Here is a 20,916-nt window from a genome sequence, read left to right as displayed (position 1 = left end):
CAGGTCAACCGCTCGTACGGGTGCCCGTGCCCTTCGCCGCGTCCAGGGCGTACACGCAGCGGTCCTTGCTGCACGCGTAGACCACGCCCGCCTCCGCCACCGGGGCACCCGTGATCTCACCGCCCGTGGCCAGCTTCCAGCGCAGCTGGCCGCCCGCCGCGTCCAGCGTGTACAGGCAGTGGTCGGCCGAACCGAAGTGCACCCGGCCGTCCGCCACCGCCGGCAGGCCGGTGATCTCGCCGCCCGCCGCGAACCGCCACTTCGGGGTGCCGGTGACCGCGTCGAGCGTGTACAGGGCGCTGCCCGCGCCCAGGTGGACGTTGCCGCTCACGACCACCACCGGGTCCGCGGACTGCCGTGCCTCCGTCGCGATCCGCCAGCGGTCCTGGCCGGTGGCCGCGTCGAGGGCGTAGACCGTGCCCAGGTAGTCCACGAGGTACACCCCGCCGCCGGTGACGGCCGCGCCCGGCGCGAAGGCCGGGGGCGCCAGGAAGACCGCGGGGGCCTCGAAGTGCCAGCGGACCCGGCCCGAGGCCCGGTCCACCGAGATGACCCGGGTGCCGGCCGCGACGTAGACGTTGCCGTCCGGGGCCGGAGTGACCCGGACGGGTACGTTCCCGCAGGAGGCCGCGTCACCGATCGGATAGGACCAGGACTCGCGGCCGGTGCGCGCGTCCAGGGCGCGCAGCCGCGCGTCCTGCCACACGTACACCGTGCCGTCGTGGAGGACGGGGGCCGCCTCCGGGGTCTCGAAGTCGCTCTGCGCGCCGGTCAGCTCCCACAGCTTGTGGCCGTTGGAGGCCTCCCGGCCCTGTACGCCGCCGCCGCGCGTGGCGGTGCCGACCGTGCCGCGCTCGGCGCGCAGCGCGTACACCCAGGCGTCGGTGGACAGCCGCCACCGCTCGGAGCCGTCCCCGGCGTCGAGCGCGTAGAGGGAGGGGCCGTCGGACGCGTGGATCCGGCCGTCGGCGACCGCCATGGACCAGGCGACGTCGCGGGTCTTGAACTGGCGGCGGCCGCTCGCCACGTCCAGCGCGTGGACCTCGAAGGAGGTCACGTAGAGCAGGTTCCCGGCGACGGTCGGAGTGCCCCAGACCTCGTTGGACATGCGGAAGCGCCACGGCCGCCAGCGGCCGCTGTCCGGGGCCGGGCCGGGGCCCGGTACGGAGCCCGGTACGGGCTGCACCGCCGACGGGGCGGCCACCGACCCGCCCGGCGGGCGGATCCAGCCGGTCGCCGAGTCCGGGGCGGAGGACGAGGCGTGCGCGGCCGGCGCCGAGGTGCTCGCACGCGGCCCGGGCCCGATCGGCACCGGCGACCCGCCCAGGCGCACCGGCTCACCCGAGGGCACCGGGGACATCGGCGGGTGGTGCGGGCGCTGCGGGACGGCCTGGCCGGTACGCGGGTCCACCCACGAGTCGGCCCCGCGCGGGCGGCGGTGCGTGGCGGCCTCGGAGCCCGACCCGCGGCCCCCGGAGCCCGAGCCGGGCGCCGGCACCGCGGGGACGGGCACGGGCGGCGTACGGTGCCCCGCGCGCCGGGCCTCGATCATCGCGACGGCCCGGGCGGGCAGCCACGCCGAGGCCGTACCGCTGTCGTCGCCGCCGTCGAACAGGTGCGGCGCGAGCTGCGCCTGCAGGTCGGCGGGGGTGGGCCGCAGCGTGGCGTCCATCTGCATGCAGGAGTCGATCAGCGGCCGCAGCTCGGCGGGCAGCCCCTCCAGGTTGGGGCCCTCACGCAGCAGCATGAAGACCGTCTCCACCGGGTTCGCCCCGTGGTACGGCGGGTGCCCGGTGGCGGCGAAGACGAGGGTGGAGCCGAGCGAGAAGACATCGCTGGCGCCCTTGACGCTGCGCGAGTCCTTGGCCTGCTCGGGCGACATGTAGGCGGGGGTGCCGACGGCGACGTTCGTCATGGTCAGCCGGGTGTTGGAGACCCCGCTCGCGATGCCGAAGTCGATCACGCGCGGGCCGTCCTCGACGACGAGCACGTTGGACGGCTTCAGGTCGCGGTGGACCAGGCCGGCGCCGTGGATGGACTGCAGGGCCTCGGCGATGCCGGCCGCGAGCCACCGTACGGCCTGGGCGGGCATCGGCCCGCACTCGTTGACGATCTCCTCCAGGGAGGGCGCCGGGACGTACGCGGTGGCCAGCCACGGCACGGCGGCCCGCGGGTCCGCGTCGACCACGGCCGCCGTGTAGAAGCCGGACACGGCACGGGCCGCCTCCACCTCACGCGTGAAGCGGACCCGGAAGAGCTGGTCCTCGGCGAGCTCGGTGCGCACCGTCTTGATCGCGACCCGCCGTCCGGACGCGGACCGCGCGAGATAGACCAGCCCCATGCCGCCGGCGCCGAGCCGTCCCAGCACCTCGAAGGGGCCGATCCGTCTCGGGTCGTGCTGCGTCAGCTGCTCCACCACTCGCCTCCACACCTCCCCGTACGGGCCACTCAGCGGGCCCGCTTCCACCGGCACGGGGCCCTGCCCCGTGCAGCGTCTCACTCCGGGCGCCGCCCGGGTCGAGCAACCCCGATTCTGTCAGGCCCGGACCCGGTCCGGCCCCGGCACGTCGAGCAGGGCGGTGTGATCTGCTCGGCGATCTTCCCGGGAGGGCGGCGGCGCGGGCTTCCCGGCCTGGTGGGCGGGGTTACGCGGCCGGCTTGGTCCGGGGTTCCGAGAGCAGCCCGAAGACCGCCCCCTGGTTGTCGGCGACGACCGCGATCCTCCCGTAGGGGGTGTCGAAGGGGTCGGCGGTGACCCGGCCGCCGAGCCGCTGCACCATGGCGACCGACTGGTCGCAGTCCGGTACGGCGAAGTAGGCGAGGAAGTGCGCGGGCATGGCTTCGGGGAAGGCTTCGGTGATCAGGCTGCGGCCGAGGACGGCGGTGTCCGTGCCGGGCGCGGTTCCGGGCGGGGACCAGATGCGGTACTCGACGCCGGCGTCGTCCTGGTCCTGCGGGACGTAGCCGAAGACCTTGGCGTAGAAGACGTCGACGGCGTCGCGGGCCCGGGTGTAGACCTCGCTCCAGCAGTACGTGTACGGCTCCTGCTGGGCGTCGAAGCCGTGGTGGGTGCCGGGCTGCCACAGGCCGAAGACGGCGCCGCCGGGGTCGGCGGCCATCGCCGCGGTGCCGTACGGGCCGACCGGCATCGGGTCCATCACCATCTGGCCGCCGGCGGCGCGGATGCGCTGCGCGCAGGCGTAGGCGTCGGTGGTGTAGAGGTAGATCCCCCAGACGGTGGGCATGCGGCCGTCGGGCTTGGGAGCGAGGGCGGCGACGTTGCGGCCGCGGCTGTAGGCCTGGGTGTAGTGGCCGTACTCGGCGCCCGCGCCTTCGGCGAAGGTCCACCCGAAGAGCTCACCGTAGAAGCGCTTGCCCGCCTCGACGTCCGGAAGCGAGGCGTCCACCCAGCAGGGTGCGCCTTCCGCGAATGCGGCCATGGGCCCGTTTCCTTCCGTTGTGCGGGGGTGTGTACCCTCCCAACCCTCTCAGCCATGATCCGCCCGAAAACTTGTCCACAGCCTGTTGATAAGACTATTCGGGGGAAATCCCGTGGAACCGGGCGACACGCCCGGGCCGGCGGCCGGCGCGCCGCGCGGCCCGGCCGGGGGCGCGCGGGACCCGTTTCCCGGCCGAAATGCGCCTGCGCCGCGGCCCGCGACCGTCTTCCGCCCAGGCCAGCGACCCCGTAACCCCATTTGCAGGCGGCCGAATAGCGCGCCGATCACCCCTCGGTAAGCTGACGGCATGACAGGACAAGTACGCACCGTCGACGGGCGTGTCGCCGGCCGGCGCGGCCAGGCGACGCGGCAGAAGCTGCTCGACTGCCTCAGCGAGATGCTCAGCTCCTCGCCGTACCGCGACGTCAAAGTGATCGACGTCGCCCGCAAGGCCGGTACCTCCCCCGCGACCTTCTACCAGTACTTCCCGGACGTCGAGGGCGCCGTCCTGGAGATCGCCGAACAAATGGCGACCGAGGGCGCGCAGTTGACGTCGCTCGTCGAGGGTCGGACCTGGGTCGGCAAGTCAGGGTGGGCCGCCGCCGAGGAACTCGTCGAGGGCTTCCTGGAATTCTGGCGCCGCAACGACGCGATCCTGCGGGTCGTCGACCTCGGCGCGGCCGAGGGCGACAAGCGCTTCTACAAGATCCGCATGAAGATCCTGAACTCGGTCACCAACTCCCTCACGGAATCGATGAAGGAGCTCCAGGCCAAGGGCAAGGTCGACAAGGACATCAGCCCCGCGGCGATGGCCGGTTCACTGGTCGCGATGCTGGCCGCGGTCGCCTCGCACCAGAAGGGCTTCCAGACCTGGGGCGTCAAGCAGGCCGAGCTCAAGCCGAACCTGGCACTGCTCGTCCACCTCGGCATCACGGGCAAGAAGCCCACGAAGTAGCGGCGGACCCCCGGACGCCCTCCAGGGGCCCGCCGACCACGCCCGATCGCCTCCGCCTGCGATCAGCGACGCTCCAGGCGGAACAACCGGATCTCGCGCTCGATGCGCGCCTGGTACGCCGCATACGGCGGCCAGAACCTCAGCACCGCCTGCCACGCCTCCGCGCGTTCCTCACCCGCCAGCAGCCGGGCCCGGACGGGGATGTCCCGGCCTTGCCAACTCACGTCCGCGTCCGGGTGCTTGAGCAGGTTCCCGGTCCATGCCGGGTGCCCGGGCCGGCCGAAGTTGGAGCCGATCAGGATCCACGTCGTCGCGCCGTCCTCCGGCATGCAGGCGAGCGGGGTCGTGCGCGGCTCACCGGTCCTGGCGCCCTTGGCCGTGAGGATCACGCCCGGCAGCATCTGGGCACTGAGGATGACCTTGCCGCGGGTCAGCCTGTGCACGGCCTTGTCCATGGCGGGGATGAAGTGCGGTGCGATCTTGGCGAACAGCATGGTCGAGGAGACCTTCTGCATCAGCTTGACGCCGGGAGCCACGCGAGCCATCAGACGGCCACCTTCTCTTGTGCGGGCGGGGACGCGGGCGGGGGCGCAGACGTGGACGGCGACGCGGGCGGCGCGGAGGCCTCCCGCGCGGCCGGCGCCGGAAGGGGCCCCATGGCCGCCGCCGGGTCCGCGAACAGGCCCGCGCGGTTGGCGGCGTGCGCCCGGAGCCGGTGGACCGGGCCGAACAGCAGCTCGTCGGCCGCCGCCCGCTTGAAGTAGAGGTGCGCGTCGTGCTCCCAGGTGAAGCCGATGCCGCCGTGCAGCTGGATCGCCTCCCCCGCGGTCATCCGCAGGGCCTCCAGGCACTGCGCGAGGGCGAGGCCGCCCTGGTCCGGGTCCCAGGCCGCGTAGTAGGCCGCCGAGCGGGCCGCCTGCACCTGCACGTACAGGTCGGCGAGGCGGTGCTTGACCGCCTGGAAGGAGCCGATCGCCCGGCCGAACTGCTCGCGCCCGCGTACGTACTCCACCGTGCGGGCCAGCGCCTGACCGGCCGCGCCGACCGCCTCGGCGGCCAGTACGGCGGAGGCGGTGCGCCCGGTGGCGGCGAGCGCGCCGAGCACATCGGCCCCTTCGCCGCCGAGCAACTCTGCCGGGACGTCCCGCAGTTCGATCCTGGCCTGCGGGCGGGTCTCGTCCAGGACGGCCTGCCGGGACCGTACGAGCCCCGGCGCGTCCTCCCGTACGAGGAACAGCAGCGTACGGCTGCGCGCGAAGCCGCCGGTGTGGGCCGCGACCAGCAGCAGGCCGGCGCTGTGCCCGTCGAGCACCTGGGCGGCCTCCCCGTACAGCCGCCAGCCGCCCCCGGCGGCGTCGGCCGCGACGGCCCGGGCCTGGACCCCGCCCGCGCGGCCACCACCGGACCACTGCCCGGAGGCGTCCTCGCCGGTCAGCGCAAGGGCGGTGGCCAGCGCCGGGCCGCTGACGGCGAGGGCGGCGGTCAGCCCGCCCGTCGCCAGCGGCGGGAGCAGCGCGGAGCGCTGGGCGGCGGTACCGAGGGCGGTGACCAGCGGCACGCACAGCGCGGCGGTGGCCAGCAGCGGCGAGGGCAGCAGCACCCGCCCGGTCTCCTCGCAGGCCAGCGCCAGGTCGGCGGGGGCGCAGCCGACGCCGCCGTACTCCTCGGCGACGGCGATGCCCGGCAGCCCGAGCTGCCGGGAGAGCTGCTGCCACAGCTCGCGGTCGTGTCCGGCAGCGGTGCGGACTGCGGCCTTGACCTCGTCGGGGCCGCAGCGTTTGCCCAGGATCTCGCGCAGGGTACGGCGTATCTCGTCCTGCTCCGCGGTGAAGGCGGCATCCATCGTCGGGCTCCTCCCCGTATCTGACGGGCCGTCATGTTAGGCCCGGCGGGGACAGAAGCACAGGGGGCGGCGGGGGCGGGTTGCGCGGCGGGGTCTAGCGTCTGACACTTCGTCAGATATACCGTCCCCTCATGCCTGGACCCACATCTGGACCCACACCTGGACTCACGTCCGGACCCGCACCCCGCGCCCGCCGGAGGGTCGCCGTGGTCGGCGTCGCCCTCTCGGACTGCGGACGGGTCGACGGCCCCACCCCCTACGCCCTGCACGCGCAGGCCGCCCGGCGGGCCCTGGCCGACTCCGGCCTCGACCGCTCCGTCATCGACGGCTTCGCCTCGGCCGGCCTCGGCACGCTCGCACCGGTCGAGGTGGCCGAGTACCTGGGCCTGCGCCCCACCTGGGTCGACTCCACCTCGGTCGGCGGCTCAACCTGGGAGGTCATGGCCGCCCACGCGGCGGACGCGATCGCCGCCGGGCACGCCAACGCCGTGCTCCTGGTCTACGGCTCCACGGCCCGCGCGGACATCAAGGCGCGGCGCCGCACGTCCAACCTCTCCTTCGGAGCGCGGGGACCGCTGCAGTTCGAGGTCCCGTACGGCCACACGCTGATCTCCAAGTACGCCATGGCCGCCCGCCGCCACATGCACGAGTACGGGACGACGCTGGAGCAGCTCGCCTCCGTCGCCGTACAGGCCCGGGCGAACGCGGCCACGAACCCGGACGCGATGTTCCGCGACCCGCTCACGGTGGACGAGGTCCTCTCCTCCGACATGATCGCGGACCCGTTCACGAAGCTGCACTGCTGCATCCGCTCGGACGGCGGCTGCGCGGTACTCCTGGCCGCGGAGGACTACGTACCCGACACCGCGAAGGCCCCCGTCTGGATCCTGGGGGCGGGCACCTCCGTCTCCCACACCACCATGTCGGAGTGGGAGGACTTCACGGTGTCCCCGGCGGCCGTCTCGGGCCGCATCGCCTTCGAGCGGGCCGGCCTCACCCCGGCGGACGTGGACCTCGCGGAGATCTACGACGCCTTCACCTACATGACCCTGGTGACCCTGGAGGACCTCGGCTTCTGCGCGAAGGGCGAGGGCGGGGCGTTCGTGGAGAAGGGGCGCCTGCTGCGCGACGGGGAACTCCCCGTCAACACCGACGGCGGCGGCCTCTCAGCCTGCCACCCGGGCATGCGCGGCCTGTTCCTCCTGGTCGAGGCGGTCCGCCAGCTCCGCGGCGAGGCGGGGGCCGGCCAGGTCACCAAACCCGGCGGCCGCCTCCCGGAGGTGGCCCTGGCCTCGGGCACGGGCGGCTGGTTCTGCTCGTCGGGAACGGTCCTGCTGGGGCGGGGGTGAGCGCCCCCGCCCGGGGGCGGCCTACTTCCCCTCGGCGAGGGTGTGCGCCACGAGCGCGTTGGCGTGACCGTGCCCGAGCCCGTGCTCGGTCTTGAGCCAGGACACGAGCTCCATGTGCTTGGTCAGCGGCGAGGACCGGATGAGGTCCTGCCACTCCCCGATCGGACGTCCGTACTTCTTCTCGATCGAGGGGAAATAGCTGGCGGGGCCCTTGGCCGTCTCGGCCATGACGGATCTCCTCAGAATGGCGGCGTGCGGTGCGTGTCGTAATGATGACTCCCGCCGCGCGGGCAACTCATCGGTGAGACGGCGTATTTCTTCGCGGCCAAGACCGAGCCCACGGAAGCCGGGCGGCAGCCCCGGCACGCGGGAGCCAGGCCCGGACAGCGCGGCACCCGCCCCGGACGACGAAAGCCAAGCGCCCCGAACCGGCAGACCGGGCGGCAGCTCCGGCAGGCGGGAGCCGCCCGGGCGGTGGTCAGTGACGCGTATGGGGGTTTCCCGTCAGTCTCATCGTCTCTCCGTGTCGGGCCGGCCCCTCAAGGGCGCTCCTTCGTCGCGTCGCTACGCGATGGCCTTCGGCCACCCTTGACCGACCGACCCGCCCCGGAAATCCGAAGACTGCCGAGAAGCCCCCAAAAGAACGAGCCGGGCACTCAAGGATCAGGACGGGGCGGCCAGAGACCCCCTGCCCGGACGGGGGCGGGCACACCCGACAGGCGGGGCCCATGACAGCAGCCTGCCGGGTCGGGGGAAGCGCCCCACATCGCTACGCGCTCCCCATCTCTCAGCGTCTCCAGCCCGTCGTGGGCCGGACATAGGCCGCCCACAGCCTCGATCCGGCACTCGACCTGCGACCGACGACCGTCCGGGGCCCGCCACAAGCCGCCCACGACCTCGATCCGACGCACGACCTGCGTCCGACGACCGGCCGGGCCTGGACGCAAGCCGCCCACCACCCATTTGCTTCTCCCAGACTGCGTCCGGCGGGCAGTTAGGGGCTGATGAGAGCCGTCGAGAGGGACTCACGGCTGACAGCTCCGGTATTCCGTCGTGGAACCGGGTCAGCGAGACCACGACACCACAAACCAACCCCCAAACAGGGGCAATTGGGGCAAATTAGCGGCCTTCTGGGCCACCCATGTGCGCTGACCTGCATCCACGACGAAATAGCCGCAGTCCCACGCCCTTTTCGCCCCGGACGACGGCCAGACGCAGTCAAAGAGGACCCTCAACGCACCTGGGCGCGCGCCGACCGTCGGCCGCCGTCAGCGAGAAGCGCGTGGATGGTGAGCGGCTTATGACCGGCCCCGGACGGTCGTCGGTCGCAGGTCGAGTGCCGGGTCGAGGTCGTGGGCGGCCTATGTCCATCCCAGGACGGTCGTCGGACGCTGAGACGTGGGGAGCGCGTAGCGATGTGGGGCGCTTCCCCCGACGCGGGCGGCGGCTGTCATGGGCCCCGTCTCGGGAATGTGCCCGCCCGGGACCGGGCAGGGCATCTCCGACCGCCCCGTCCTGATCCTTGAGGGCCCGGCCCGTTCCTTTGGGGGCTTCCCGGCAGTCTTTCGTTTCTCCGGGGCGGGTCGGTCGGTCAAGGGTGGCCGTCAGGCCATCGCGTAGCGACGCGACGACGAAGGAGGAGCGCCCTTGAGGGGCCGGCCCGACACGGAGGGACGATGGGACTGACGGGAAGCCCCCATACGCCTCTCTGACCACCGCCCGAGCGGAACCGCCCCTCCGCAGCCCCCGCCCCGCCAACCGACCCCCCGCCGCCCGGCCCCGCGCGCCCGGAGCCCCGGCCCGCCCCCACTGGCCTGCCGGGCCCGTCCTGCTGTTCCATGGGCCCCATGAGCAGCAGCGAGATCGGCGAGATCCACGAGACCGGTGAGCCCGGCGAGATCAGCAGTGACGTCTTCCACGCCACCCTGCATTCCCTGCGCGTGTGGGACTCCCCGCTCCCCGGGTTCGATACCGCGGCCGCGCCCGGTGAGCCCGTGGCGCTGTTCCGGGAGTGGTTCGTGCATGCCGCGCGGGCGGGGCAGTTGGAGCCGCACACCATGAGTCTGGCCACCGTGGACGGGCAGGGGCGGCCCGACGTGCGGACGCTGATGCTGCACGAGGCCGACGCGCGCGGCTGGCACTTCGCCTCGCACGCCACCAGCGCCAAGGGCGTGCAGCTGGCCGGGCGGCCGGAGGCGGCGCTCGGGTTCTACTGGCCGTCCGTGGGCCGCCAGGTCCGCGTGCGGGGCCGGGTCAGCGCCTGCGGGCCCGAGGAGAGCCGGGCGGACCTGGCGGTCCGCTCGCGCGGCGCGCTCGCCGCCGCGCTCACGGGCCGGCAGAGCGAGGTGCTCGGCTCCGTGGAGGAGCTGGCGCGGGTCTCGGCGGCGGCCTGGGAGCGGGCCGGAGCCGAGCCGGACGCGCCGGCTCCGACGTGGACGCGGTACGTGCTGGATCCCGCCGAGGTGGAGTTCTTCCAGGGGGATGCCGCGCGCCGGCACGTCCGCCTGCGGTACTCCCGTACCGCGGAGGGCTCCTGGGACCGCGAGCTGCTCTGGCCCTGACCGCCGCCGCCCGGTGGAGGCCCTCAGTCGGGCGCCGGCCGGAAGACCGCCACCCACACCCCGTCCGCCGCCTCGCGGAAGGTGACCGCCAGCGGCATGCCGATGCGCAGCTCCGCCGCCTCGCAGTCCACCACCTCGGTCATCATCCGCGGGCCCTCGGCGAGGTCGACGACCGCCGCCGTGTACGGGACGCGCGTGCCGAAGGGCGGGAGGTCGTTGCGGTGGATCACCGACCACGTGTAGAGGGTCGCCCGGCCGCCGGCGCTCTCCCAGGTCACGCGGTCCTCGCCCGCCCAGCAGAACGGGCAGAACTCGCGCGGGTAGTGGTGCGCCCGCCCGCAGTCGGCGCAGCGCCGCAGCAGCAGCCGTCCCGCGGCCGCCGCGTCCCAGTAGGGGCGGGTGAACGCGTCGGCCTCGGGGAGGTCGTACCGCGCCGTGCCGGTCACAGGAAGAGTCCGATCGCCGCGTCGAGGGACCAGGTCTGCCAGGACATGGCGAGGAGGGCGACGAGCGAGATGAGTGCCATCATCGCGTTCTGGCCCTGCTCGGCCCAGTCGTGGATCATCAGCACGAGGTAGAGCAGGTTCAGCAGGAGGCCGCCGGCCAGTGCGACCGGGGTGAGGAAGCCGAGTACCAGGCCCAGCCCGAGGGCGAGTTCCGCGTAGACGACGATGTACGCCATCGCCTTCGGCCGCGGCGCGACGACCAGCTCGAAGCCGCCCTTGACGAAGGTCCAGCGGTGTTTGCCGGCGACGTCGGCGGCCCAGGCGATGCCGGTGCCGCGCTCGAACCAGCCCTTCTTGTCCTTGTGCCGCCAGCTCTCCAGCCACCACAGGCCGAGGCCTATCCGGAGCACGGCGAGCCATTCGGCCCCACTGAGCCAGATGGTCTGCATCGGCGGCCCCCACCCCTCTCGCGATCGACGCGCACGCTCTATCTGACGGTACGTCAGTTGAGCGGATCCGGCGCGATCGCGCAAGGCCCCGGCCGGCCGCGGATCCACGGCGCCGCGGGCGTTCCGCGCGCCGTGATCGATCCGCAATCGATTCCCCGCCCGACCGAGACCCATCAACCCAGCGTGGCGATACGATCACACCTCATGCCCGGAGACCCCACAGCACCCGACATGACCACCCAGCCCCGCCCCGTGTACGTCATCGGGGCCGGCCCCGGCGGCCTCGCCGCGGCCGCCGCGCTGCGCGCCCGCGGGGTACGCGCGGTCGTCGTCGAGAAGTCCGACGCGGTCGGTGCCTCCTGGCGGCAGCACTACGACCGGCTGCACCTGCACACCACGCGCCGGCTCTCGGCCCTGCCCGGCCTGGCCATGCCGCGCCGCTTCGGGCGCTGGGTCTCCCGCGACAACGTCGTGCGCTACCTGGAGAAGTACGCCGAGTTCCACGAGCTGGAGCTGGTGACCGGCGTCGAGGTGACCCGGATCGAGCCCGCGCCCGAGGGCGAGGAGGGCTGGATCCTGCACGCCAGCGGCGGCCGGGAGCTGGCGGCCGCGGCCGTGGTCGTCGCCACCGGGTACAACCACACCCCCGCACTCCCCGACTGGCCGGGCCGGGACGCGTACGAGGGCCGGCTGCTGCACGCCCGCGAATACCGCAATCCCCAGCCGTACGCGGGCCAGGACGTCCTCGTCGTCGGCGTCGGCAACACCGGCGCCGAGATAGCCGTCGACCTCGTCGAGGGCGGCGCGGCCCGGGTGCGGCTCGCGGTGCGCACCGCGCCGCACATCATGCGCCGTGCCACCGCGGGCTGGCCGGCCCAGCGCAGCGGGATCCTCGCGCGGCGGCTGCCCGCGCCGGTCGTGGACCGGCTGGCGGTGCTCATCGCCGGGGTCTCCGTCCCGGACCTGTCCGCCTACGGGCTTCCGCGCCCGGACACCGGCCTGTACCGCAGGGTCAAGCAGGGGTCGATACCGGTTCAGGACGTCGGGCTGGTCGACGCCGTCCGCGGCGGCAAGGTGGAACCGGTGGCCGCCGTCGAGGCCTTCGACGGCGCCGAGGTGGTACTCGCGGACGGCTCGCGGATCGCCCCGGACACGGTGATCGCGGCGACCGGCTACCGCCGGGCGCTGGAGGGGCTGGTCGGCCACCTCGGGGTGCTCGACGAGGGCGGCCTGCCCCGCGCGCAGGGCGCCCGCACCCCCGAGCAGGCCCGCGGCCTGTACTTCACCGGCTTCTCCAACCCCATCAGCGGGATGTTCCGGGAGATGGCCATGGACGCGGAGAAGATCGCCAAGGCGGTCGCCCGCCGTGCCGCCAAGGGGACACGATGAGCAACTCCGACGCCGCCGCCATCCTGACGACCCCCGACCTGGGGGAGGCACTGCGGGCCGTGCGCACCCTGCTGGACATCGCCGACACCGTGAACTCGGAGGTCGACTTCGAAGCGGTGATCCGGTCGCCGGAAGTCCTGGCGCGCCTGCTCGGGCTGCTGCCCGGCCTCAAATGGTCCTCTTCGCCCGGGGGCGCGCACGGTTCGTCGGACGCCGGCGACGACCCGGCGCGGTGCCTGCCGATCCGGGTGTTCGACTGGTGCCACCCGCTCGATCTCGCCGAGCCGTTCATCGCCGCGCTGGGTTCCGATCCCGCGGCCGTCCGCTTCGACCTGGACGCCTGGCCCGAGGTGCCCGCGGCCGGGCTGGAACGCGTCTCGCAGAAGTACGCGTACCTCACGCTGTCGGTTAACTCGCGCGACCTGTTCCAGGACGAACTGTTCGGGGACCACACCGTGCACGTGCACGTGAAGAACGCCGCCTGGCCCGCACACACCGCCCGCATCCACTGGCTGGCGGAACAGGTGGGCGGCGCCTTCACCGGCCGGGTGGAGTCGGCGCTGCTCTGAGACCGGCCCGCCGGCCCGGACCGACCCACCGGCCCCGCCGGCCCGCCGGCCCCACCGGCCCGCCGGTCCGGGTCGGCCGAATCGCGCCCTGGACCGGTCCCGGCGGGATCTGTCACCGTTCACTTCACCACACCACCTCCACACCTTTCCTGCGCAGCCCTGTTCCTGACGGCACGTCAGTTAAGTAATCTGACTGCACGTCAGTTATCGAGTTCCATCGAGGTTCATCGAGCAGGAGTGGGCGGCAACGATGCTTGGATCTACTCACGGCACCCTCACCACCGACTTCCGCGCACGTGTCGAGGCCTGCGGGGAGTCTCCCAGGACCGCCGTCCACTCGTCGGCGGCCCCCTCCGCCGACGACGCGGCCGCCCTGGACGTCAGCGGACGCCCGCTGCACGCCGACGTGCCCGACCTGGACCGGTTCTTCCGGCCCGAATCCGTGGCCGTCATCGGCGCCTCCGACACGGAGGGCCGGCCGAACACCGGCATCACCCGCCAGCTCATCGCCTGGGCGGGGCGCGTCGGTGCCCGGATCCACCCCGTGCACCCCACCCGCCCCACCGTCTTCGGGCTGACCTGCCACGCCTCCGTGGCCGACCTCCCCGAACAGGTGGACCTCGCCGTCCTCCTCGTCGCCGACCCGCTCCCCGTCATCGAGCAACTGGCCGAGACCAAGGTCAAGTTCGCGGTCGCCTTCGCCTCCGGCTTCGCCGAGACCGGCGAGACGGGCGCCGCCGCCCAGGAGCGGCTCGGCGCCGCCGTCCGGGGCTCCGGCCTGCGCCTGCTGGGCCCCAACACCAACCTCAACGCCTTCGAGGAGTTCCGCGAGGACCTCGACGGCCCGGCGATCGCGCTCATCACCCAGTCGGGCCATCAGGGCCGGCCCGTCTACACCCTCCAGGAACTGGGCATCCGGCTCTCCCACTGGGCACCCACCGGCAACGAGGCGGACCTGGAGACCTCCGACTTCATCTCCTACTTCGCCGAGCAGCCCGAGGTCGGGGCCATCGCCTGCTACGTGGAGGGCCTCAAGGACGGCCGGTCCTTCCTGCTCGCCGCCGACCGGGCCGCCCGCAACGGCGTCCCCGTCGTCGCCGTCAAGGTCGGCCGCACCGAGACCGGCGCGCGCATGGCCGCCTCCCACACCGGGAAGCTGACCGGCGCCGACACCGTCGTGGACGCCGCCATGCGCCAGTTCGGCGTCATCCGCGTCGACGGTCTCGACGAGCTCCAGGACACGGCCGCCCTGCTCGCCCGGGCCCGCAAGCCCAAGGCCGACGGGGTCGTCGTCTACTCCATCTCCGGCGGCACCGGGGCGCACTTCTCCGACCTGGCCACCGAGGCGGGCCTGACCCTGCCGACCCTCTCGCAGGCCAAGCAGGACGAGCTCCACCAGTGGATCCCCGGGTACCTGAACGTCGCCAACCCGGTCGACAACGGCGGCCACCCGGTCGGCGACTGGCGCGGCCGGAAGATCATCGACGCGATCCTCGCCGACCCGTCCGTAGGCGTCCTGATCTGCCCGATCACCGGCCCCTTCCCGCCCATGAGCGACAGGCTCGCGCAGGACCTGGTGGACGCCGCCGAGCAGAGCGACAAGCTGGTCTGCGTGATCTGGGGCTCCCCCGTCGGCACCGAGGACGCCTACCGCACCACCCTCCTCGGCTCCTCCCGCGTGGCCACCTTCCGTACCTTCGGCAACTGCATCACCGCCGTACGCGCCTACCTCGGCCACCACCGCTTCACCTCCGGCTACCGCTCCCCGTTCGAGGACGCACCGCGCACGCCGTCGCCCTCGTACCGCAAGGCGCAAGCCCTCATGCGGCCGTCGCAGCAGCTCAGCGAGCACGCGGCGAAGCAGCTCCTGCGCGCCTACGGGATACGGGTCCCCCGCGAGCAGCTGGTGACCAGCGCGGCGGCGGCGGTCCGCGCGGCCGGGCTGGTCGGCTACCCGGTCGTGATGAAGGCCTCGGGCCCGCAGCTGGGCCACAAGACCGAGCTCGGCCTCGTGAAGATCGGCCTGACCTCGGCGAGCCAGATCCGAGACGCGTACCGGGAGCTGACCGACATCGCGCGCTACGAGAACGTGCCGCTCGACGGGATCCTGGTCTGCCAGATGGTGGAGCGGGGCGTGGAGATGGTCGTCGGCGTGACCCAGGACGACCTCTTCGGCCCCACCGTGACCGTCGGCCTCGGCGGGGTCCTGGTGGAGGTCCTGCACGACGCGGCGGTCCGCGTGCCGCCGTTCGGCGAGGACCAGGCGCGGGCGATGCTGCGGGAGCTGCGCGGGCACGCACTGCTGGAGGGCGTACGGGGGGCGCCCCCGGCCGATGTGGACGCCCTGGTGGAGGTCGTCCTGCGCATCCAGCGGATGGCCCTCGAACTCGGCGACGAGCTGTCCGAGCTGGACATCAACCCCCTGATGGTCCTCCCCCGCGGCCAGGGTGCGGTGGCCCTGGACGCCCTGGCCATCTGCCGCTGACGCCGCGCCGGCCCGGCGGCCCCGGCCACGTCCGTCCACCCACGAAGGGGAGTTCACCCATGACCGCCGACCCCGAGGACGAAGTCCTCCACCGCACGGAGAACAACGTCTCCTGGATCACCCTCAACCGCCCCGAGGCGATGAACGCCGTCACCTGGGACCAGCGCGAACGCGTCATCGCGCTGCTCGCCGAGGCGTCCGCCGACCCGGCGGTCCGCGCGGTCGTCGTCACCGCCACCGGCAAGGGCTTCTGCGCGGGCGCCGACCTGCGCGGCAGCCCCGGCGTCCCCGGCAGCCCCGGCGGCGAGCGCGTCGCCGGGGACGTCGCCCGCATGATCCGGCTCGGTGCGCAGCGCCTGATCACCGCCGTGCTCGACTGCGAGAAGCCCGTACTCGCCGCCGTCAACGGCACGGCCGCCGGTATCGGCGCGCACCTCGCCCTCGCCTGCGACCTCGTGATCGCCGCCGAACCGGCCCGCTTCATCGAGGTGTTCGTCCGCCGCGGCCTGGTCCCCGACGGCGGGGGCGCGTATCTGCTGCCCCGGCTCGTCGGCCCGCAGAAGGCCAAGGAGCTGATGTTCTTCGGGGACGCCGTCCCGGCCGCCGAGGCGCAGCGCCTGGGCCTGGTCAACCGGGTGGTCGCGGCCGAGGAGCTGGAGGCGACGGCCCGTGCGTGGGCCGAGCGGCTCGCGCAGGGGCCCACCCGGGCCCTGGCCATGACCAAGCAGCTGGTCAACGCCTCCCTGGACGGTGACCGGGCGGCCTCGCTGGCCGCCGAGGCCACCGCGCAGGAGATCAACATGGGTACGGCGGACGCGAACGAGGGCGTGGCGAGCTTCGTGGAGCGCCGCACGCCCAAGTACCTCGGCCGCTGACCGTCCGCTACATCCGCGGGTCGGGCTTGAGCAGCGCGAACACCGCTCCGGCCGGGTCGGCCAGCCAGGCGATCCGGCCGACCTCGGGCAGGTCGGTGGCCGGCATGACCACGGAGCCGCCGTTCGACTTGGCCGCGGTGACGGTCGCGTCGACGTCCGCCGCCATGAAGTAGGGCACCCAGCGCGCCCGCTCGCCCTCCCCCTCGCCCATGAAGGGGGCGGCCCCGCCGAAGGAGGCGTCCTGCTGGTCCCCTTCGGCGGTGCTCAGCACCCGGTACATCATTCCGGGCGCGGGCATCTCGGCGCTGCGCCAGCCGAACAGCCCCGAGTAGAAGGCGATGTCGGCGACGGGGTCCGCGACGTGGAGTTCGGTCCACACCAGCGCGTTGTCGGCGGAGGTCAGCTGGAGTCCGCCGGTCTTCCCGGGCTGCCAGCAGGCGAACTCGGCGCCCTGCGGGTCCGTGTACTGGGCCAGCCAGCCCTCGCCCATGACGTCCATGGGCTCCATCCGGACCGTGCCGCCGCCCTCGCGCACGGCCGCGGTGGTCGCCTGGATGTCGGGGCTCATGAAGTGCTGCATCCAGGCGGACGTGGCCCCCTCGTCGGTGAGCGGCCCGAGCGCGGCGACGGTCTTGCCGTCCACCTGGAAGAACCCGTACCCACCCGCCTCGGGCCCGGCGGAGACGAACTCCCAGCCCAGGACGGCGTCGTAGAACGCGGCGGCCACCCCGGTGTCCGGGCTACCGAGGTCGAGCCAGTTGGGTGATCCGGTGGTGAAGTCGGTGCCGAGCATGGGGGTCCTCCCGGGGTACGGCGGCGGTACGAGGTCGCTGCCACGATGCCGAGCCTCCCCCCGCACCCGGGCGTACGGACCCCCGGGGGCGGGGGGTTTCACCCGTGCGGGTGTACGGGCCGCCCGGCGCGGCCGCCGCGGGTGCGCCGTCCGCGGGCGCCGTTTCAGCTCGGGACCCGCTCCAGTGCCGGCAGGAACTGGTCGTAGAAGTCCGCCTTGAGCCGCAGCGAGCGCCGCTCCGCGTCCTTGAAGCAGTCGACCGTCCCGTCGTCGTCGCCGAGCAGCTCCCTCAGCCGGGTGCCCAGCCGGTCGGAGTGGCTGGTGGCCAGCAGGTTCACGGTCTCCAGCGAGTGCTTCTTGGCGTCGTGCCAGTGGTGCGGGTAGTAGAAGCGCGAGCGGTTCTCGCCGTCGTGCACCAGCAGGGGCTCCATCCGCTCCCACAGCCGCCCGTACTCGACGGAAACCAGGATCTCGCCCCAGAAGCGCAGGACCGTCAGAAGCACGAGGTCGGCGCGGTCGTGGTCGCCCGCGTCGGCGATGAGAGCGAAGGTGTCCTCGATGGCCCGCCTGGTCGCCGCCGTGGGCCGCGAACGGACGAGGGCAGTGCGGGAGATCCCGAGCTGGAGCATGTCGTCCGTCATGTCCTCGCGGTGCGACTTCGTGTTCCCGCGGGCGTCCGGGTACTCCTCGCGCAGGATCTTCCGGGCGGTCCTCAGCCCCACCTCGTCCTGCAGGAGGTCGATCGCCAGGTCGTAGGCCGGGGTGAAGGCGAGCGACAGGAAACGCCGCTGGAGCAGGATCTCGGCGAACTCCTCCGCCGGGAGCCGCGTGATGTTCGCGAGCACCGGATGCTGCCTGTACCGCTCGATCAGGTCGTCCTCGAACCTGTCCAGTTCCCACACGGTCCTACTCCTCACTCCCGGATCACTGACTGATGTCGATCGATCTCGCCGGATCGCGCAGATCCACTTCGTGACCGATGTCCCACAGGGTGTCCAGCTCCTTCTGGACCTGCCGGCCCATCACGGAGTCGCACCCGTCTATCTCGATCTGCGTGGACTCGATGGCGAGCTGCCCGTGCAGGAAGGAGCTGACCAGATAGTGCTCGTCGGCCTTGTACACGGCGATCGACGGCAGGGAGTTGTACACCCGCACCTTGAGCTTGCCCTGCAGTTCCCGCGGAAGACGGCCGTGGAGCCTGTGGAGGATGTCGAGGCTGGCGTCCACCGACACCGAGCTGCTCGTGTTGCGCAGCGCCTGGTCGCGCAGGTCCACCACGGCGGATTTCGGGTGCACCAGCAGGATGCGCACCTCGACCTCCCGTTCGGTGACGGCCTTCTCCAGCTCCGTCTCGAGGCCGTCGAGGTTGGGTATCCAGGTCTGCAGCACGGCCACCTCGCGCCGGGCACCGCCCACGAGCCGCTTGAACTCCGCGGTGGGGAATTCCGGGTGGACCCTCGTCACACCGAGGTAGTGCTGGCGGCGGAGCTCGCCGGTGAGGCCGTCGAGCGTGAGGCCGGAGATCTGGGTGCTGATGCTGTCGAGCACCTTCAGGCGGTCGAACTCCATCAGCAGGAAGAGCGTGACGGTGCTCAGGATGAGCAGCGTGATCTTCGGGAGCGTGCCCCCGGGGGCCATCCTGTCGAGCCAGCCGAGGACGTCGGCGAGCAGGACCCCGATGCCCGCCGTAGCCATCGCACCCAGTGAGATCCGCTCGGCCCGGTAGCGAAAACCGTTGCCCATGACCACCCCAGCCCCCGACGTCCCTGTCGTTGGCCATGACCATACACACGGGGTACCGCGGTCCGACTGGCGCCTCATGTCACCTTGCTCACAAGGTAGTTCAGGACAGTGGCCGGATCACAGAGGGTCGCCTGCGCCCGGCGCGAAGGTCCGAGGTCAGCGCGATCCGCCGACATGCCGCATGCCGGCCCCTTCCTATCTGACGGCTCGTCAGTTTCAATCGTGGGTGTGATGGGACATGCAGGGATGGCGGCCACCGTCGTCCGATACCTCAGGACAGTCGGCTCCCCCACCTCCGCCTCGGCGCAGCAGGAGACCGAGCCCGTCGACGCGCTGCCGCGTCCCGACCTGCGGGCCGTCGGCGCGGACGAGCGCGCGCCGGTGTCCCCCACCGAGTTCAGGGCCGTGCTGGGGAACTTCGCCAGCGGGGTCACCGTCATCACCGCGCCGCCCGGCGAGGACGAGGACGGCCCGGCCGGCTTCGCCTGCCAGTCCTTCGCCTCGCTCTCCCTCGACCCGCCCCTGGTCACCTTCATGGTGGCCCGTACGTCGACCACGTGGCCGCGGATCGCCCGCGCCGGGGTGTTCTGCGTCAACATCCTCGGGGCCGAACAGGGTGAGCTGTGCCGGTCCTTCGCCGTCAGCGGCGCGGACAAGTTCGCCGGTGTGACCCACACCCCGGCCCCCGTCACGGGATCGCCGCAGCTCGACGCCGTGCCCGCCTGGATCGACTGCCGGATCCAGGCCGTCCACACCGGCGGGGACCATCTCATCGTCGTGGGCCGGGTGGTGGCCATGGGCGCCGCAGGCGAGGGCGAACCGCTCCTCTTCCACAAGGGCCGCTTCGGCCGCCTCGCCGACTGACCATGGAGTGACCGCCGACTGCCCTCCGGCCGCCCGCCGGACACCCGTGGACCGGTCCCGCTCACGCCGTTCGGTGCCTGGTGTCGGATCCGCTGCGTAAGCTCCCCACGGGGGGCGGGGCACTCAGGCGTTCCATCCCCTTCGGAATTCTTCGAATACGCGGGGATTTGACTTGATACTGAACCTGATGCGCCGCACGCGCGGCGCCGTCGCCGTCGCGGTCGCCACCGGGACCCTTCTGGTGGTCGCTTCGCCGACCTCCTCGGCGGCCCCGGTCGCCGCACCTCCCGTCACGGCCGCCGGCGCGATCCTGATCGACGCCACCAGCGGGGCCACGCTCACCAGCAAGGACGCCGACACCCAGCGGCAGATGGCGAGCACGACCAAGATCATGACCGCTCAGGTCGTGATGCGTACGCCCGACCTGAACTACGACCAGAAGGTCACCATCAAGCAGGAGTACGCGGACTACGTCGTCCGCGAGGGCGCCAGCTCGGCCCACCTGAAGGTGGGGTCCACCCCGACGGTCCGCCAGCTGCTGTACGGGCTGATGCTCCCGTCGGGCTGCGACGCCGCCTACGCCCTCGCCGACACCTTCGGCAAGGGCGCGACCACCCAGGCCCGCACCGCGGACTTCATCGCGCAGATGAACGCCAAGGCGAAGGCACTGGGCATGACCAAGACCGTCTACGACTCCTTCGACGGCATCTCGCCGACCGGCAACAACCTCACCACCGCGCGCGACATGGCGAAGCTCACCAAGTACGCGATGTCGGGCGTCGCCTTCCCGAAGATCGTGGCGGCGACGACCTACAGCACGGGCGGCACCTCGACCGACGCCACCTGGGGCAACAGCAACCTGCTGATCCGCGAGCGTCCCACCGGCTACGCCTACCCGGGTGCGACCGGCGTCAAGACCGGCACCGGCACCGCCGCCGGCAAGTGCCTCGTCTTCTCCGCGACCCGTAACGGCAAGACCGTCATCGGCGTGCTGCTGAACGACGAGGAGCGCTACGTGGACTCCATGGCGCTGATGGACTGGGCGCTCGGTTCGAGCACCGGCTCCGGGGCGGCACTGCAGCGCGGCAACACCGACCCGATCCCGGACGTCCTCGACTGACGGTGACACGGTTCACGGCTCCTCCGCCGGCGGGT

19 protein-coding genes are annotated in these 20,916 nt (G+C 72.7%); 9 read left to right on the top strand and 10 right to left on the bottom strand.

Translation table 11 applies throughout. The features are described from left to right. Positions 1-4: 4 nt before the first annotated feature. Both afsK and Sspor_RS24705 read right to left on the bottom strand, forming a co-directional pair. Complete coding sequence (afsK, locus tag Sspor_RS24710; RefSeq protein ID WP_202201075.1) at positions 5-2,419, bottom strand: protein serine/threonine kinase AfsK; 2,415 nt, start codon at positions 2,417-2,419, stop codon at positions 5-7. Positions 2,420-2,645: 226 nt separating this feature from the next. Further along, on the bottom strand, positions 2,646-3,440 hold the full coding sequence (locus Sspor_RS24705; protein ID WP_202201074.1) for a VOC family protein: 795 nt from the start codon (positions 3,438-3,440) through the stop codon (positions 2,646-2,648). Positions 3,441-3,747: 307 nt separating this feature from the next. On the opposite strand from Sspor_RS24705, the gene Sspor_RS24700 reads away from it, so the two are divergent. Next, positions 3,748-4,395, top strand: a complete 648-nt coding sequence (locus Sspor_RS24700) for a TetR family transcriptional regulator (RefSeq protein ID WP_030013555.1) — start codon at positions 3,748-3,750, stop codon at positions 4,393-4,395. 62 nt (positions 4,396-4,457) lie between these two features. Here Sspor_RS24700 and Sspor_RS24695 read toward each other — a convergent pair whose 3' ends face one another. Together Sspor_RS24695 and Sspor_RS24690 are read right to left on the bottom strand one after the other, a co-directional pair. Continuing rightward, on the bottom strand, positions 4,458-4,940 hold the full coding sequence (locus tag Sspor_RS24695) for a nitroreductase family deazaflavin-dependent oxidoreductase (RefSeq protein ID WP_202201073.1): 483 nt from the start codon (positions 4,938-4,940) through the stop codon (positions 4,458-4,460). Next, the gene (locus tag Sspor_RS24690; protein ID WP_202201072.1) at positions 4,940-6,238 is read right to left on the bottom strand and encodes an acyl-CoA dehydrogenase family protein; all 1,299 of its coding nucleotides are present in this window, start codon (positions 6,236-6,238) and stop codon (positions 4,940-4,942) included. The genes Sspor_RS24695 and Sspor_RS24690 overlap by 1 nt, the downstream gene beginning before the upstream one ends. Before the next feature lie 131 nt (positions 6,239-6,369). Here Sspor_RS24690 and Sspor_RS24685 point away from each other — a divergent pair, with 131 nt between their 5' ends. Then, a complete protein-coding gene (locus Sspor_RS24685; RefSeq protein ID WP_237404007.1) occupies positions 6,370-7,587 on the top strand; it encodes a thiolase C-terminal domain-containing protein in 1,218 nt (405 codons plus the stop codon). A 21-nt stretch (positions 7,588-7,608) separates the two neighbouring features. On the opposite strand, the gene Sspor_RS24680 is transcribed toward Sspor_RS24685, so the two are convergent. After that, positions 7,609-7,815 (bottom strand): DUF4287 domain-containing protein, encoded by a 207-nt coding sequence (locus Sspor_RS24680; RefSeq protein WP_150257893.1) that lies wholly within the window; start codon positions 7,813-7,815, stop codon positions 7,609-7,611. Between the two features lie 1,619 nt (positions 7,816-9,434). Between Sspor_RS24680 and Sspor_RS24675 the strand changes: the two genes are divergently transcribed. After that, the gene (locus Sspor_RS24675) at positions 9,435-10,148 is read left to right on the top strand and encodes a pyridoxine/pyridoxamine 5'-phosphate oxidase (protein WP_202201070.1); all 714 of its coding nucleotides are present in this window, start codon (positions 9,435-9,437) and stop codon (positions 10,146-10,148) included. A 23-nt stretch (positions 10,149-10,171) separates the two neighbouring features. Here Sspor_RS24675 and Sspor_RS24670 read toward each other — a convergent pair whose 3' ends face one another. Together Sspor_RS24670 and Sspor_RS24665 are read right to left on the bottom strand one after the other, a co-directional pair. Continuing rightward, positions 10,172-10,594: a Zn-ribbon domain-containing OB-fold protein gene (locus tag Sspor_RS24670; RefSeq protein WP_202201069.1), complete on the bottom strand. Its 423-nt coding sequence runs from the start codon at positions 10,592-10,594 to the stop codon at positions 10,172-10,174. Continuing rightward, positions 10,591-11,043, bottom strand: coding sequence for a DoxX family protein (locus tag Sspor_RS24665; protein ID WP_202201068.1), 453 nt, complete (start codon positions 11,041-11,043; stop codon positions 10,591-10,593). The genes Sspor_RS24670 and Sspor_RS24665 overlap by 4 nt, the downstream gene beginning before the upstream one ends. A 231-nt stretch (positions 11,044-11,274) precedes the next feature. Here Sspor_RS24665 and Sspor_RS24660 point away from each other — a divergent pair, with 231 nt between their 5' ends. The 4 genes from Sspor_RS24660 (at position 11,275) to Sspor_RS24645 (ending at position 16,361) form a co-directional block, all read left to right on the top strand. Continuing rightward, on the top strand, positions 11,275-12,432 hold the full coding sequence (locus tag Sspor_RS24660; RefSeq protein ID WP_237404006.1) for a flavin-containing monooxygenase: 1,158 nt from the start codon (positions 11,275-11,277) through the stop codon (positions 12,430-12,432). Further along, complete coding sequence (locus tag Sspor_RS24655) at positions 12,429-13,001, top strand: hypothetical protein (RefSeq protein WP_202201066.1); 573 nt, start codon at positions 12,429-12,431, stop codon at positions 12,999-13,001. The genes Sspor_RS24660 and Sspor_RS24655 overlap by 4 nt, the downstream gene beginning before the upstream one ends. 250 nt (positions 13,002-13,251) lie before the next feature. Further along, positions 13,252-15,486, top strand: a complete 2,235-nt coding sequence (locus Sspor_RS24650; protein ID WP_202201065.1) for an acetate--CoA ligase family protein — start codon at positions 13,252-13,254, stop codon at positions 15,484-15,486. 59 nt (positions 15,487-15,545) lie between these two features. Beyond that, the gene (locus tag Sspor_RS24645; RefSeq protein ID WP_202201064.1) at positions 15,546-16,361 is read left to right on the top strand and encodes an enoyl-CoA hydratase/isomerase family protein; all 816 of its coding nucleotides are present in this window, start codon (positions 15,546-15,548) and stop codon (positions 16,359-16,361) included. A 7-nt stretch (positions 16,362-16,368) separates the two neighbouring features. Here Sspor_RS24645 and Sspor_RS24640 read toward each other — a convergent pair whose 3' ends face one another. From Sspor_RS24640 to Sspor_RS24630, 3 genes are all read right to left on the bottom strand, one after another. Beyond that, positions 16,369-17,154 (bottom strand): VOC family protein, encoded by a 786-nt coding sequence (locus Sspor_RS24640; protein WP_202201063.1) that lies wholly within the window; start codon positions 17,152-17,154, stop codon positions 16,369-16,371. Between the two features lie 164 nt (positions 17,155-17,318). Next, a complete protein-coding gene (locus tag Sspor_RS24635) occupies positions 17,319-18,056 on the bottom strand; it encodes a hypothetical protein (protein WP_202201062.1) in 738 nt (245 codons plus the stop codon). A gap of 22 nt (positions 18,057-18,078) precedes the next feature. Next, positions 18,079-18,897 carry a hypothetical protein gene (locus Sspor_RS24630; protein ID WP_202201061.1) on the bottom strand — a complete coding sequence of 273 codons (819 nt, stop codon included), beginning with the start codon at positions 18,895-18,897 and terminating at the stop codon, positions 18,079-18,081. 246 nt (positions 18,898-19,143) lie between these two features. Here Sspor_RS24630 and Sspor_RS24625 point away from each other — a divergent pair, with 246 nt between their 5' ends. Together Sspor_RS24625 and Sspor_RS24620 are read left to right on the top strand one after the other, a co-directional pair. Beyond that, the gene (locus Sspor_RS24625) at positions 19,144-19,761 is read left to right on the top strand and encodes a flavin reductase family protein (RefSeq protein WP_202203834.1); all 618 of its coding nucleotides are present in this window, start codon (positions 19,144-19,146) and stop codon (positions 19,759-19,761) included. 187 nt (positions 19,762-19,948) lie between these two features. After that, positions 19,949-20,881: a D-alanyl-D-alanine carboxypeptidase family protein gene (locus Sspor_RS24620; RefSeq protein ID WP_202201060.1), complete on the top strand. Its 933-nt coding sequence runs from the start codon at positions 19,949-19,951 to the stop codon at positions 20,879-20,881. The last annotated feature ends 35 nt before the right edge of the window (positions 20,882-20,916 follow it).

It is taken from the genome of Streptomyces spororaveus (genome assembly GCF_016755875.1).
In the GTDB taxonomy this organism is placed as follows: Bacteria; Actinomycetota; Actinomycetes; order Streptomycetales; family Streptomycetaceae; genus Streptomyces; species Streptomyces spororaveus.
This window is presented reverse-complemented; position numbering and strand designations above follow the sequence as displayed.